Here is a 14,144-nt window from a genome sequence, read left to right as displayed (position 1 = left end):
ATTTCTCACAACACACCAAGGCTATCCAGCTCGTCCTTTGTAACACTTGGCGGCATGATATTTTTCCGGATTTTGGTGACAATAAATGTTCCTGTCTTCAAAGCGGATTCCGCACTGGGAAATCCATTGTTTCCTGCGACAGCAGGAATATGTGGCTGATGGATATAGATCTTCCCTCCCATTAAAACATCATAACCATAACCACCGGGAGCACCCTGATTCATGAACGTTCTCACTTCAAAACTATCGATCACTGCGGATGAGACCGGAGTAGTTGCCGGATTGTTAACATTGTTATTTTGATCGTTGCTAACAGATTCTTTCGCGGCAACGGTATCAGCTGTTTGTGTATTTGTTTCCTTACCGACTTCTAAGGTACAGGAAAACAAAAACAAACAGAATGCAAATAGAATTAGTCCTGTGAATTTCATTGCAATTCTCATTTAAAGTTGATCAAGCAGATTAATGGATGAACCATTATTTCATTTCAGGCATGGTGTACTTTCTGCCGGCATTTTCTTTTTTCAGCCAGTCCATCAGCGGAGAGAAATAATCCAGCATCGCGCGTGCACTCAGATCCTCACCGGTTTTGTCCTTCAAAAGTTTTTTCCAGTCGGCACTGCTGCCCGGTTTCATGATATCACCGATAAATTTACCAACCTCTTTATTGCCAAAATAATTTGTTTCATGCGGATCCTGTTTCAGGATGTTCTTTGAAATGTAATCATGTACCTGGAACAAAAGAATAAATGACAATGCATAATCATAGTATTGTGCAGGGTCATCATTGATGTGTGTCTTGGTCGCCGCGTCACAATAGTCTTCTCCCCGTTCAGTTGGCGGAACAATTCCCTGGTACTCTTTCACGATTTCCCACCAGCGCTTGTTCCATTGATCCGGTGAAAGATTTTTCGCATACATTTCATATTCAAATGTACTCATGGTTCCCGCGCTCCAGGGGATGAAAACGACGTAGTTCAAAGCATCTTTAAGCAGTTGTTTTGTTTCATCCATTTTCGCGTTCGGATCTACCAAACCAAGTCCGGCTGCGAAAGGTTTTTGCATCGCCGCAAGTCCCATCATACTTCCCAACGCTTCATGATAGGCACGGTTCGCACCTTCTCGCAGGAGATAAGGAACTTCAGGATTGCTGTAAGAGAGGTAATAATAAATGTGTCCGTATTCGTGATGAACGGTTTCATACCATTGCGCGTTTGGAACAATACTCATCAGGGAACGCACATCCTGATCGAGATCCATGTGCCATGCGGAAGCATGAGTGTTCTTTTTATACCCTGCATCTTTTGCTACGGGATACAAACTTGATTTTTCCCAGAATGATTTTGGCAACTCCGGAAATCCAAGCGATACATAAAACTTCTCTCCTTGTTTGGCGACCCATTCGGCATCCTTCAATTTTAAAGCGCTGTCGAGATTCAGGCCTTCAACGGTAACCATCTCGCTCCAATCCTGTCCCCAGCGATTGCTCAACCAATGCGCGGGAATATAATCCGGAACATCTTTGACACCATATTTCTTAGCGAGTTCATAGCGAAGATATGTATGCAATTCACGGTAAAGCGGATTCAGCTCCTTATTGAATTTGCGAAGCATGTCCATCATCTCATCCGTCTTCATGCCATAGTCGGAAACCTGATAAGTGAAATAATCAGGATAACCCAAACCCTGAACGACTTTGTTGCGCAAGTCCCGAAGGTTCATCAGTCCCGGCTTCAAAGTCGCGCCAATAGCTTTACTGGATTCCCATGCTTTTCTTCTTGCAGTAGTGTCTTTCACCTCCGCGAGAATCGAATCAATATCATTCGGAGTAACTTCCTTCTGATCAATCAAAAATTTATAACCGTACAAATGCTCCGTTTGAGCGGTACCGGCTTTGATAAGTTCTTTCACCGTCTCCTCTGCGCTCTCCGGATTCCCGGCTGCCAGATACAATACTTTTCTAAGCTGTTTCACCTGCAAAGGAGTGAGATCCTTTTCCCATTTCATGTACTCCGTTGCCCTGTCGATATTTTCTTTGCTCCCTGTAAACTTCGCGATCGCCTCATCCGCGATTCTGGATGTATAGGCATTCATGGTATCCCCTTCAACGATGTGAGTGTTTACTGACCATTGCCCTTCACTGGATGCTGAATACAAGCTTTTGTATTTAGCATTGTAATCATCCAGATACTTTTGTACTTGCTGTTGGTGTTCGGCAGATTCGTTTTTGCATGCAACCAGCATCACACCGATTGCCAGGAACCAGATCGCTTTTTTCATTTTGCTTTGTTTTGAGACAATAGAATTCGTTGAATTGAAAGGGGATGCAAGTATAAGAAAAAGCAGGGATTTTTGATTGTGGATTGTGGATTGTGGATTGCTGATTGTGGATTGCTGATTGTAGATTGCTGATTGAGGATTGTAGATTGAGGATTGAGGATTGAGGATTGAGGATTGAGGATTGCTGATTTTGAATTGAACCAAAACTCCGATTGAGGATTGCTGATTGCTGATTTTGAATTGAACCATTACACCCGACTCCAGACTTTACAAAAACGATAGTCTAATTCAGGCAAAAAAAAAGAGGCCCAGATGGACCTCTCTTGTGGAGCATATCGGAGTCGAACCGATGACCTCTTGCATGCCATGCAAGCGCTCTAGCCAGCTGAGCTAATGCCCCTAATACCTAAAAACTAAATTCTAAATTCTACTAAAACGGTCCGCAAAGAAAATTAAAAATCACATAATCCGGCACTCGGATCGATTAATTATTGCTTTCGAGGCCAGGCAGAATCAAGGGAATCTCATTTCAATCTTGTTATATTCCAATGGATCGCCTCAATCGCGTTTTACAACGCTCTCATCCCATGAAACTTAAGTAATGGAAAGTGTCTGAATTATTAACAAACCTTGTTTGTGAGACATCCAAAGAATAAACTGAACCATGGCTAATTATATTAATTTTGCAGGAATCGCATCCAGAATCCGGTCTAGTGCTCTCCAAAAAGAACGCCCTTTATATCTTTTTTTCATTGCTCCTGTTCTACGGTTGCAATCCGGCTCGTAAACTTCCGGAAGGACAGTATTTGCTGACCAAAAATGTGATTCTAGCGGATACAGGACTGATTGAAAAAGAACGTCTCGCGACACTTATCAAACAGAAGCCAAACAGAAAAATCCTCGGACTCTTTCGTTTCCACCTTGGCGTTTATAACCTCGGAAATCATGGCCGCCCAACAAAATTCAAAAACTGGCTCAAAAGTATCGGTGAGGAACCCGCTATTCTTGATACGTCACTGGTCGAACGTTCACGGAATCAATTGAACCTTCTTGTTCACAAACAGGGATTTTTTAATTCATCTGTGAAAGATTCTGTAATCTACAAGCACAAAACAGCCAAAGTCAATTATTCTATAAAATATGGCAGGGCTTATTTTATCCGCAATGTGGATTATTCTACAAAAGATCCTGTCCTCCACAGTCTGCTTCCTTCACTCACAAAAAACTCTCTCATCGTCAGCAACGAGCGTTATGATGAAGATCAAATCGATAAAGAAAGAGACAGGATCTCCACCGCGATCAAAGATCTGGGATATTATTTCTTCAATAAAAATTACATCACCATCCAGGTCGATAGTTCTCTAAACAATCATCAGACAGATATTTATTTTTATATCAACCGCGTAAATGAAAATATCGATCCTGAATTGATTGGTAACCACCTGATCGAAAATCATCACAGCTATACTCTACGGAATATTTACATCCAGACAGATTTTAATCCAAAAGATCCATCCCATTCCATTCCTTCCGATACAACCTTATATCACGGCTATTATATTCTTTCTATAGATTCTTCACGGATCCTCCACAACGACCAGTTACTGGGTACCATTTTTTTCGAAACCGGTGATCTCTATCTCCAGCCAAGCGTGGATTATTCCTATACACGTCTGCAGGATCTGAACATTTTCAAATTCATCAACATTCAGTTTTCTGAAGTTGTGCGTGAAAATGAAAACGAACCGTACCGACTGGATGTGAATATCCAGCTAACTCCCATGGATCAGCGGGACATCACCCTGGAAGCGGAAGCAACAAATACCGGTGGTAACCTGGGAATTGCAGGAAGTATCGGTTATCGTAACAAGAACCTGTTTCACAACGCTGAAGTCCTTGATGTAAAAATCAAAGGCGCGATCGAAGCACTTCCGAATTTCAACGAACCTACACAGAACAAAAAAATCTTTGCTTTCAATACGTATGAGTTCGGGCCACAGATCAACCTTGCTTTCAAGAAATTTCTTCTGCCGAATTTTATCACAAAAGGAACCTCCCGTTATTTCAATCCGCGTACGAATCTCAACATCGGATTCAATTACCAAAACCGTCCCGATTACGTCCGTTCCATCCTGAATTTTTCCATGGGTTATCAATGGAGAGGTTCAAAAACACAACGCTTCTTTGTTTACCCCTTTGAAATAAATTCCGTTTACGTAAAACCTTCTCCTGCTTTTCAGGCAAAACTCGACAGCCTTAACGATCCTCGTTTGTTGTATAGTTACGATACACATCTCATTCCATCCGGACGATTCTCATGGATTTACAATAACCAGGAAGTTAAAACCAATGGTCGATTCTTTTTCATCCGCGCCAACATGGAATTTTCCGGTTTGATTCTTACCTCTCTTGCAAAACCGCTCAATCTCAAAAAAGACGAAGCAGGAAATTACAAAGTCTTTGATATAAAATACTCCCAATACATCAAACCGGATGTAGACGTTAGCTACCATTTGCAACTCGATCCTAACAATTCACTTGTGTATCGCATCGCGGCAGGAATTGGTTTTCCTGTCTTTAATTCAAAAGCGTTGCCTTTTGAAAAAAGTTTCTTTGCCGGCGGAGCGAACAGTTTACGCGCCTGGAGCGCCAGGACTCTCGGTCCGGGCTCCTATCAAAAGCTGGTCAACATCGAACAAAGCGGTGACATAAAAATCGAAGCGAATATTGAGTACCGCTCCTTCCTCTTACGTTTGCTGGAAGGTGCTCAGTTGGAAGGCGCCGCTTTTGTCGATGCCGGAAATATCTGGACACGGAACTTCGACGCAGCACGTCCCGGTTCCCAGTTTGAATTTGCCAATGTGATCAAGGAAATGGGCCTCGGCGCGGGAGTCGGCTTACGATTTAATTTTTCCTTCTTTATTCTCCGCATTGATGCAGCCGTTAAATTAAGAGATCCATCTCTTGACCTCAGCCAACGTTGGGTCTATCCAAATCAAAAATTCCAGATTGGCGATATCACGCCTAACCTGGCCATTGGTTATCCATTCTAAAAAAAACATCCCGGCGATTGGCCGGGATGTAAACACTCCCCTTTCCAGGGAAATGTTTCCTCACACAATTTATTTTTTATCTCCGGATGGAGGAACGGGAGTTTTGTTCTCCTTATAACGAGCATCCGGTGTGCCGTCCTTTTTCAATTTTTTATTGGAATGAAAACGTCGGTCAGGCGTTCCGTCTTTTTTCAGGGTATGAACCGGTGTGACATGCACCGGTTTCGCATGCGGTTTTTTATTCGGAACAACAACCGGACTCACATGTGCCGGTGGATGCGGTTTTACCAGGGCATTTTGCTGATCCTTTTGAACGGCCGCTGGTGCAGGTTTTGGATTGGATGTTGGAACTACAGCGGTGGAAGGTGTTTGAGCGACAACAGTTCCCAGACTGATTCCGATGACTGTCATCCAAATCAACATTTTTTTCATTTTGTTTTTTTGATTGAAATTGTTTTACAAAAATGCGGTTAATCAGATGATTCAAAGATGAACGCCGGTGTTAATCAATGCTAAAATCGAGTTGAATCTTAACCTCCTGCCGTTGACAACCTTGTTCAGGATCAGGGGATATCGATTTCTATTTTCAAAATTCTCTATTAGCTTTGCCTTTCTGATAAATCAGTACAAAACATGTCCTATTCGAAAATTGTTGAATTACTCGGTGCCGGTGCCGATGGCTTACTGAAGCACGAATGTAAAACCGTAAAAAAGGAAAATCTGCACCTTCCCGGTCCGGATTTCACCGACAGAATCTTTGCTCCGTCTAACCGCTCTAACCAGGTGATGCGTAGTCTGCATCAATTATACAATCACGGTCGCCTCTCCGGTAGTGGTTACATGTCTATTCTTCCCGTAGATCAGGGGATTGAACACTCCGCGGGTGCTTCTTTTGCCCCCAACCCGATCTATTTTGATCCTGAAAACATCGTGAAACTGGCCATTGAAGGCGGTTGCAACGCCGTTGCCTCCACCTATGGTGTACTTGCTTCAGTTTCCCGCAAATACGCGCACAAAATTCCGTTCATCGTGAAAATCAATCACAATGAATTCCTCAGCTATCCCAACAAATACGACCAGATTATGTTCGGTTCGATCCAGGAAGCCTGGAACATGGGAGCTACAGCTGTTGGCGCGACAATTTATTTTGGTTCCGATGAATCTACCCGTCAGATCCAGGAAGTGAGTCAGGCTTTTGAAATCGCGCACGAACTGGGAATGGCTACAATCCTCTGGTGCTACCTTAGAAACAGTGGTTTCAAAAAAGACGGCAAAGATTACCACACCTCAGCAGATCTCACCGGACAAGCCAATCACCTCGGAGTAACCATCCAGGCGGATATCATCAAACAAAAATTACCAACGAATAATGGCGGTTACACCGCTTTGAGTTTTGGTAAAACACATCCAAAAGTTTATTCCGAACTCAGCTCTGATCACCCGATTGATTTGTGTCGTTACCAGGTACTAAATTGCTACATGGGCCGCGCCGGATTGATCAACAGCGGCGGAGAATCCAAAGGAGCAAGCGATATGAGCGAAGCGGTAACAACCGCGGTGATCAACAAACGCGCGGGCGGACAAGGACTCATCTCCGGAAGAAAAGCATTCCAGAAACCGATGAACGAAGGCGTACAATTACTGAATACCATTCAGGATGTGTACCTCGCAAAGGAAATTACGATCGCTTAAGGAAAATTCTTTCGGAAGAATTTTTCAGTACAAAAACACTTTGCATTTATTCCATACTAAAGACGCAGACAAATGTCCTGGTTCAAACGAATTAAAGAAGGTATCACCACCACCACTACGGAGAAAAAGGAAACTCCTGAAGGTTTGTGGCATAAATGCCCTTCTTGTAAGCACATTGTGCCCAGCAAGGAACACATTCAGAAAAAATATGTGTGTGATCAGTGCGGCTATCACGACAGGATCGGTTCGGAGCAGTATTTTGAAATTCTTTTTGACAACAATGAATTCGCCGAACTCAATCCGAATCTGAGTTCAGATGATCCGCTGCATTTTGTGGATACAAAGAAGTATACCGACCGTATCGTTGAATCCCAGAAAAAGAGCGGACTCACAGACGCGATTCGCACTGCGACAGGTAATCTGGAAGGACAACAACTGGTCATTGCCTGTATGGATTTTAGTTTCATCGGCGGTTCCATGGGATCTGTTGTGGGAGAAAAAATTTCTCGTGCGATCGACTATTGTCTTGAACACAAACTGCCCTTTCTGCTGATTTCCAAATCAGGCGGAGCGCGGATGATGGAAGCGGCTTATTCTTTGATGCAAATGGCAAAAACCTCCGCCAAACTCACACTGCTGGCGGATGCCAAACTGCCTTATATTTCATTGCTTACCGATCCGACCACCGGAGGTGTTACAGCTTCTTATGCCATGCTCGGTGACCTGAATATTTCAGAGCCCGGAGCCCTCATCGGTTTTGCCGGTCCGCGGGTTGTGAAGGAAACCATCGGTAAAGACCTGCCAAAAGGCTTCCAAACCGCTGAATTTGTGTTGAACACGGTTTTCTCGACTTTATCGTCGACCGCCGGGAGCTCAAAACAAGGCTGGCGCTGGTTCTCAGTCTGCTAAAAAATTAAGGGATAATTACTTGTTATGTTGTTGTAAAAGACTACATTTGCAATCCTAAAAAACGAACAAAGCAATTATCGCAATGAAGCTGAACAGTGAAGCAAAAACCTCAATTTTTAAAAAATTCGGAGGTTCAGAAAAGAATACAGGATCTACAGAGGCTCAAATCGCCTTATTTACTGAACGTATTTCCTTTATGACTCAACACCTGCAGGTGGCTAAAAAGGATTATTCAACTCAACGCGCGTTGATTAACCTGGTCGGAAAACGCCGTAGCTTACTCGATTATCTTCAAAAGAAAGATATCGAGCGTTACCGCAAAATCCTGACTGATCTCAATATCCGTAAATAATTTACCATTACAATAAACAGAAAAGGCAATTCCAGGGATTGCCTTTTTTGCTTTTAACCTAGAAACAAAGCAGCGATGTCGAACAAAGCAACTATTAAAGAATTTGACCTCGGCGATGGCCGAATAGTAAGTATTGAAACCGGAAGATTGGCAAAACAAGCCGATGGATCCGTTGTCGTCAGAATGGGCGACGCCATGTTATTGGCAACAGTAGTCTCTAATCCGAAAGCAAAAGAAGGCGCAGATTTTCTTCCGCTTTCTGTTGATTATACAGAAAAATTCTCCGCTGTCGGACGCTTCCCGGGAGGTTTCCTGAAGCGCGAAAGCAGAATGTCAGAATACGAAATCCTCATCAGCCGTCTGGTGGATCGCGCACTGCGTCCGATGTTCCCGGAAGATTATCACTCCGATACACAGGTCATGGTGACTCTCCTCTCCGGCGATAAAAGAGTACAGCCGGATGCACTGGCAGGTCTTGCGGCATCAGCGGCTATCACCATCTCCGATATTCCTTTCAACGGACCGATCTCTGAAGTTCGTGTAGCTCGTGTCGATGGAAAATTTTGTATTAACCCTTACACCGAAGATCTTGAACGCGCCGATATCGACCTGATGGTTGCCGGTTCTATGGATAGCATCGTGATGGTGGAAGGTGAAATGAATGAAGTGTCTGAAGAAGAAATGCTCGAGGCGATTAAATTCGGTCACGAAGCGATTAAACTTCAGTGCAAAGCGCAAACAGAACTGCGCGAAATGTGCGGCAACAAAGCGAAACGCGAATACTCTCACGAAGAAAATGATGCTGATCTGAAAGATAAAGTTCAATCTTTCTGTTATGATAAAGCCTATACCATCGCGCGTTCCGCGAATCCTAACAAACACGAACGTTCAGATGCTTTCTCCAAACTGTATGATGAATTCATGGCTTCATTGCCTGAAGAAGAACGTACAGCGAAATCAGCAATGGTCGATCGTTATTTCTTCGAAGTAGAAAGCGACGCGATGCGTAACTGCATCCTCGATGAAGGTGTTCGTCTCGACGGACGTAACAGCACCACCATCCGCCCAATCTGGTCGGAAGTGGATTACCTCCCTTCTACTCACGGTTCTTCTATTTTCACTCGTGGTGAAACGCAGTCTCTGACTTCCGTAACACTGGGAAATAAAATGGATGAGCAGATGATCGATGTGCCGATGAAGGACAGCTCAACAAAATTCCTTTTGCATTACAACTTCCCCGGTTTCAGTACCGGTGAAGTAAAACCAAACCGTGCTCCCGCCCGTCGTGAAATCGGTCATGGTAACCTCGCGATGCGTTCTTTACGCAAAGTGCTTCCAAGCGAAACTGAATGTCCTTATACTATCCGTGTAGTTTCCGATATCCTTGAATCCAACGGTTCTTCTTCCATGGCAACTGTGTGCGCAGGTACACTCGCGCTGATGGATGCAGGTGTTCAAATCCGTCGCCCGGTCTCCGGTATTGCCATGGGTTTGATCATGGACAAAAAAGGCCGCTACGCCGTATTGAGCGATATCCTGGGCGATGAAGATCACCTCGGTGACATGGACTTCAAAGTAACCGGTACTGAAAAAGGAATCTGCGCTTGTCAGATGGACCTCAAAGTACAGGGCCTCTCTTCCGACATCATGCTGAAAGCATTGAACCAGGCGAAAGAAGGACGTATGCACATCCTCGGCGAAATGCTGAAGACTATTTCTGCTCCTCGTGCGGATTACAAACCACATGCACCACGCATCGAGAAGATGATCATCGCGAAAGAATTTATCGGCGCTGTGATCGGACCTGGTGGAAAAGTGATCCAGGAAATGCAGCGTGAAACAAATACTACTATCTCTATTGAAGAAGTAAACAACGAAGGAATCATCGAAATTTCTTCCAGCGATAAATCAGGTATCGAAGCGGCGAAATCCAGAATCAAGGCCATCACTGCTACTCCTGAAATCGGTGAAGTCTACGAAGGAAAAGTGAAGAACATCATGGACTTCGGTGCTTTCGTTGAATTCATGCCGGGTAAAGATGGTTTGTTGCACATCAGCGAAATCACATGGGAACGTCTCGATACTATGAAAGATGTTTTCAAAGAAGGTGATAAGATAAAAGTGAAACTCATCGATATCGATAAAAAGACCGGTAAGTTCCGTTTGTCACGCAAGGTGTTACTGCCAAAACCTGACAATGCTCCTTCAGAAGGTGATGGCGGACGCCCTCAAAGACGTCAACCGGCTTCCTAAGAATTATTCTCTTTTTCAAAGGTAAAACATGCAGCAAAATGCTGCATGTTTTTTTTATTTGCTTTTGAAAGAAATCGTCAGAAATAGAAATTCCTTACAATAAACTGATTAACAGTTAGTTAAAATTTAAAAACAGGGATTTTGTAAGAATTCAATTGGTTTTTTGAGAATTGCTGAAACATACACAAATGCTCAGCGTTTCAAATGCGTATTCTTTTTCAGAAATACATCAGATTTTTTCTAACAATCAGGAGCAGAGGATGAGACAGCTAAAAATAACAAAACAGGTTACCAACAGGGAAACAGCCTCGTTGGACAAGTATTTACAGGAAATCGGACGCGTGGAGTTGATCACCGCGGAAGAAGAAGTGCGGCTCGCACAGTTGATCAAAAAAAGGAGACCCGAAAGCTCTTGAAAGACTTACTAAAGCGAATCTGCGATTCGTTGTATCAGTAGCGAAGCAATATCAGAACCAGGGTCTTACCCTTGGTGATCTTATCAATGAAGGCAATCTTGGACTGATTAAAGCAGCCCAACGATTTGATGAAACCCGTGGATTTAAATTCATCTCCTACGCGGTTTGGTGGATCCGTCAGTCGATTCTGCAGGCTTTGGCCGAACAGTCCCGTATTGTTCGTCTTCCGCTCAATAAAATCGGTTCGATTAACAAAATCAACAAGACTTTCTCCAAACTGGAGCAGGAATATGAACGTGAACCTTCTCCGGAAGAAATCGCTGAATCCATGTCGGTTTCGGTTGATGACATCAAAGAAGCAATGCGTACCTCCGGTCGCCACGTTTCGATGGATGCCCTTTGCAACAAGGTGAAGACAGCACCCTGATCGACGTCCTCGGTGACGACGACCAGCCCCACCCTGACGCGACACTCATTACTGAGTCCCTCCGTCGTGAAGTGGAACGTGCCCTGTCAACGCTTACATTGCGTGAAGCGGATGTCATCCGTCTCTATTTTGGCCTTGCCGCCGGCGAACAACCGATGACGCTTGAAGAAATCGGAGAACGTTTCGACCTCACCCGCGAACGTGTCCGTCAAATTAAGGAAAAAGCCATCCGCCGCCTGAAGCATACCTCACGCAGCAAGATTCTGAAGACCTATTTAGGGTAATATTCTATACACGCTTTTTAAATAAAAGGAGAGAATCAAATTTGGTTCTCTCCTTTTATTTTAGGGACGGAAGGGATTGCTGATTGCTGATTTTGGATTGTAGATTGGGGGACGGGGGCAATGCATTCATTTAAGAAACCAATTTAGTGCAATTTACCTAAAGACCTCAGAGACGACACCAACAATTTGAAAAACCACTAACCCAACATCTAAGAAAATTGGTTTTCATTGCTGATTTTGGATTGTAGATTGAGGGACGGGGGACGGACGGGTTGAACAATTTCAACCGAGAATACACTTTAATAAATATATCCAAAATCTACTCTCAATTATTACTTTTGTCATCAGCTTAACCCCAATCAACAATCCAAAATCAGCAATCAGCAATCCCCAGTCCCCCGTCCCCAATCAAAAATCAACAATCAACAATCAGCAATTAAAAATGGCCTACATCGCTCCCTCCATCCTCTCCGCCGACTTTGGTAATCTGCAACGTGATGTGGAGATGATCAACAACAGCCAGGCCGACTGGTTTCATGTGGATATTATGGACGGTGTGTTTGTTCCGAATATTTCTTTTGGTTTTCCGGTGATGAAATCAATTTTCAAGCACGCGAAAAAACCGATGGATGTGCACCTGATGATTGTGAATCCGGATCGTTACATCCAGCAATTCAAAGATGCCGGCGCGGCGATACTAACGGTGCATTACGAAGCTTGCGATCATTTGCACCGTACCATTCAGCATATCAAAGATTCAGGAATGCAGGCCGGTGTCGCGATTAATCCGCACACTTCGGTGACTTTACTGGAAGATGTCATTCATGAAATCGACCTGGTGTGTATGATGAGCGTGAATCCGGGTTTTGGCGGACAAAAATTCATCTCGAATACTATTTTGAAGACCGAACAGCTCCGCAACATCATCGCGAAAAAGAATTCCAAAGCGAAAATTGAAATTGATGGTGGTGTGGATCTTGAAAACGCGTCATCACTCATCAAAGCGGGCGCGGATGTGCTCGTTGCAGGCAATACGGTTTTTTCTTCCGCGGATCCCGCCGGAACTATTGCTAAACTGAAAGCTATTTAATTTTCCTCCGCTCCTATTTACCTTCCGCGTAATCGCGCAGGTATTCAAAACGCGGCATCAGGTTTCCGTCTTTTGTAATGGAAGCCCGTTCAATCACTCCATCGGTATCTTCACCAAACAAAGAAGGAAGCACTCTTTCCATCAGGTGTTTTCCAAAACCATCCGAAGCATCCCTTGGCAATTCGCAGGGTAAATTATCTACCGACATTACCGTAATGCCTTGTTTGTTGAACGAATCAACAATTTCCTCCGTCATCGGATCATAACCGTAATATTTGTTATCGATCGTTGTCGCTTTGGTCGTGCTTGGAATGCTTCCGTTCAGATCGCAGGTCACATCGGCAATCACACTGATGCGGAAATCAGGATCGCGCATGCGTGATTTGCTGAACAAAATATCCGCTCTCGGATCCCAGAAAGTGCAATGAATCAGCAAATCCGTCACACCCGCGAAAGATCCGGGATCACTGAATTTGCAACGGTAACCATCCGGTTTATGATGAAAATCCCAGCTGCTGAAGGCTGAACCATCTTTTGCCACATAATAATCTTCCGAATGCAATTGTACATACACCGGTTCACGGAAAGTATAATTTAGAAATTCATAGGGAGTCACTTTTCTTAAATCCAAAGCTCCCATCGTTTCACAGGCTCCGTTCGCTACTCTGCCTCCACCGGTAATCACGATTTTTATATTCGGTAAACGTACTTTTTCCAGCTCTTTGAAAAGTTCTTTTTTATCATGACACAATTGCGCCGGTTTCAAATCAAAGAGATTGTATTTTAAACCGTATGCCATGATGCCATTGTAGGCGCCAACAATTCCCGCGAAACGACCAAAACCGATGATGCGGTTTTCGTTTTTATCGACCAGGCATTCGTAATCGATCGTCTGGATCTTCTTTGCCAGCAAGGCTTTCAGCAACTCACGGTTGTGCGGCTGTTTCTTGATCGTATGTGAAAAGAAAAAATATTTTTTCCCGGGAATCAAATCCGCTTTCGGAACTTCTTTCACTCCCATCAGAATATCGCAATCCGATAAATCTTCCTGCAACGCTATTCCCTGCGCGACATATTCACTGTCTTTAAAACTTCTCCATTCACTTGGCTGAACTACCAATTCAACATTTGGAAATTGTTCCAGAATAACCTTGCATTGTTCTGGCGTAAACGGCCCCCTCTTATCGTGTGGAACTTTTCCTTCGCGGATGATCGCAACTTTAATCTTCTTCATTCTGTATTTCTAAAAAGAGCACAAATGTATGCTTTAAACAATATATCAAAAGAGACCACTGATTTAGGTGATTCTTTTGATTTCTATGATTTTTTGAATTGCTTTCAGCAATTCAGGAGCCTTGATAGTCAGAGCTTTAAATCCTTTTTTTAGT

The 14,144-nt window shown here is 43.7% G+C and carries 9 protein-coding genes, 1 tRNA gene and 2 pseudogenes; 7 read left to right on the top strand and 5 right to left on the bottom strand.

The genetic code is table 11. The features are described from left to right. Nucleotides 1-5: 5 nt before the first annotated feature. The 3 genes from IPP86_12130 to IPP86_12120 all read right to left on the bottom strand — a co-directional run bounded on the left by IPP86_12130 (nucleotide 6) and on the right by IPP86_12120 (nucleotide 2,680). On the bottom strand, nucleotides 6-431 hold the full coding sequence (locus IPP86_12130; protein MBL0139259.1) for a DUF4907 domain-containing protein: 426 nt from the start codon (nucleotides 429-431) through the stop codon (nucleotides 6-8). Between the two features lie 46 nt (nucleotides 432-477). Continuing rightward, complete coding sequence (locus IPP86_12125; protein ID MBL0139258.1) at nucleotides 478-2,280, bottom strand: M2 family metallopeptidase; 1,803 nt, start codon at nucleotides 2,278-2,280, stop codon at nucleotides 478-480. A 326-nt stretch (nucleotides 2,281-2,606) separates the two neighbouring features. Further along, nucleotides 2,607-2,680: transfer RNA gene (locus IPP86_12120), tRNA-Ala, on the bottom strand. Nucleotides 2,681-2,993: 313 nt separating this feature from the next. On the opposite strand from IPP86_12120, the gene IPP86_12115 reads away from it, so the two are divergent. Continuing rightward, nucleotides 2,994-5,333, top strand: a complete 2,340-nt coding sequence (locus IPP86_12115) for a BamA/TamA family outer membrane protein (GenBank protein ID MBL0139257.1) — start codon at nucleotides 2,994-2,996, stop codon at nucleotides 5,331-5,333. 69 nt (nucleotides 5,334-5,402) lie between these two features. On the opposite strand, the gene IPP86_12110 is transcribed toward IPP86_12115, so the two are convergent. Then, the gene (locus tag IPP86_12110; GenBank protein ID MBL0139256.1) at nucleotides 5,403-5,765 is read right to left on the bottom strand and encodes a hypothetical protein; all 363 of its coding nucleotides are present in this window, start codon (nucleotides 5,763-5,765) and stop codon (nucleotides 5,403-5,405) included. 201 nt (nucleotides 5,766-5,966) lie between these two features. On the opposite strand from IPP86_12110, the gene IPP86_12105 reads away from it, so the two are divergent. From IPP86_12105 to IPP86_12080, 6 genes and pseudogenes are all read left to right on the top strand, one after another. Continuing rightward, the gene (locus IPP86_12105) at nucleotides 5,967-7,025 is read left to right on the top strand and encodes a class I fructose-bisphosphate aldolase (protein ID MBL0139255.1); all 1,059 of its coding nucleotides are present in this window, start codon (nucleotides 5,967-5,969) and stop codon (nucleotides 7,023-7,025) included. Between the two features lie 72 nt (nucleotides 7,026-7,097). Beyond that, nucleotides 7,098-7,942: pseudogene (locus IPP86_12100) on the top strand (acetyl-CoA carboxylase carboxyltransferase subunit beta). A 74-nt stretch (nucleotides 7,943-8,016) separates the two neighbouring features. Beyond that, complete coding sequence (gene rpsO, locus IPP86_12095) at nucleotides 8,017-8,286, top strand: 30S ribosomal protein S15 (GenBank protein ID MBL0139254.1); 270 nt, start codon at nucleotides 8,017-8,019, stop codon at nucleotides 8,284-8,286. Nucleotides 8,287-8,361: 75 nt separating this feature from the next. Continuing rightward, nucleotides 8,362-10,539, top strand: coding sequence for a polyribonucleotide nucleotidyltransferase (gene pnp, locus IPP86_12090; GenBank protein MBL0139253.1), 2,178 nt, complete (start codon nucleotides 8,362-8,364; stop codon nucleotides 10,537-10,539). Nucleotides 10,540-10,799: 260 nt separating this feature from the next. After that, nucleotides 10,800-11,666, top strand: a pseudogene (locus IPP86_12085) (sigma-70 family RNA polymerase sigma factor). 442 nt (nucleotides 11,667-12,108) lie between these two features. Next, nucleotides 12,109-12,756, top strand: coding sequence for a ribulose-phosphate 3-epimerase (locus tag IPP86_12080; GenBank protein ID MBL0139252.1), 648 nt, complete (start codon nucleotides 12,109-12,111; stop codon nucleotides 12,754-12,756). Between the two features lie 13 nt (nucleotides 12,757-12,769). On the opposite strand, the gene IPP86_12075 is transcribed toward IPP86_12080, so the two are convergent. Next, nucleotides 12,770-13,990 (bottom strand): alanine dehydrogenase, encoded by a 1,221-nt coding sequence (locus IPP86_12075; protein ID MBL0139251.1) that lies wholly within the window; start codon nucleotides 13,988-13,990, stop codon nucleotides 12,770-12,772. Nucleotides 13,991-14,144: the final 154 nt, after the last annotated feature.

The sequence above is a fragment of the Bacteroidota bacterium genome (assembly GCA_016720935.1).
Classification (GTDB): domain Bacteria; phylum Bacteroidota; class Bacteroidia; order AKYH767-A; family 2013-40CM-41-45; genus JADKJP01.
The sequence above is the reverse complement of the archived record's forward strand: the minus strand, read 5'-3'. Positions and strand labels throughout refer to the sequence as shown.

Coding starts and splice junctions, on each gene's coding strand:
- IPP86_12080 (MBL0139252.1), top strand. CDS start 12,109: ATGGCCTACATCGCTCCCTCCATCCTCTCCGCCGACTTTGGTAATCTG.
- IPP86_12130 (MBL0139259.1), bottom strand. CDS start 431: ATGAAATTCACAGGACTAATTCTATTTGCATTCTGTTTGTTTTTGTTT.
- IPP86_12110 (MBL0139256.1), bottom strand. CDS start 5,765: ATGAAAAAAATGTTGATTTGGATGACAGTCATCGGAATCAGTCTGGGA.
- pnp (MBL0139253.1), top strand. CDS start 8,362: ATGTCGAACAAAGCAACTATTAAAGAATTTGACCTCGGCGATGGCCGA.
- rpsO (MBL0139254.1), top strand. CDS start 8,017: ATGAAGCTGAACAGTGAAGCAAAAACCTCAATTTTTAAAAAATTCGGA.
- IPP86_12075 (MBL0139251.1), bottom strand. CDS start 13,990: ATGAAGAAGATTAAAGTTGCGATCATCCGCGAAGGAAAAGTTCCACAC.
- IPP86_12125 (MBL0139258.1), bottom strand. CDS start 2,280: ATGAAAAAAGCGATCTGGTTCCTGGCAATCGGTGTGATGCTGGTTGCA.
- IPP86_12105 (MBL0139255.1), top strand. CDS start 5,967: ATGTCCTATTCGAAAATTGTTGAATTACTCGGTGCCGGTGCCGATGGC.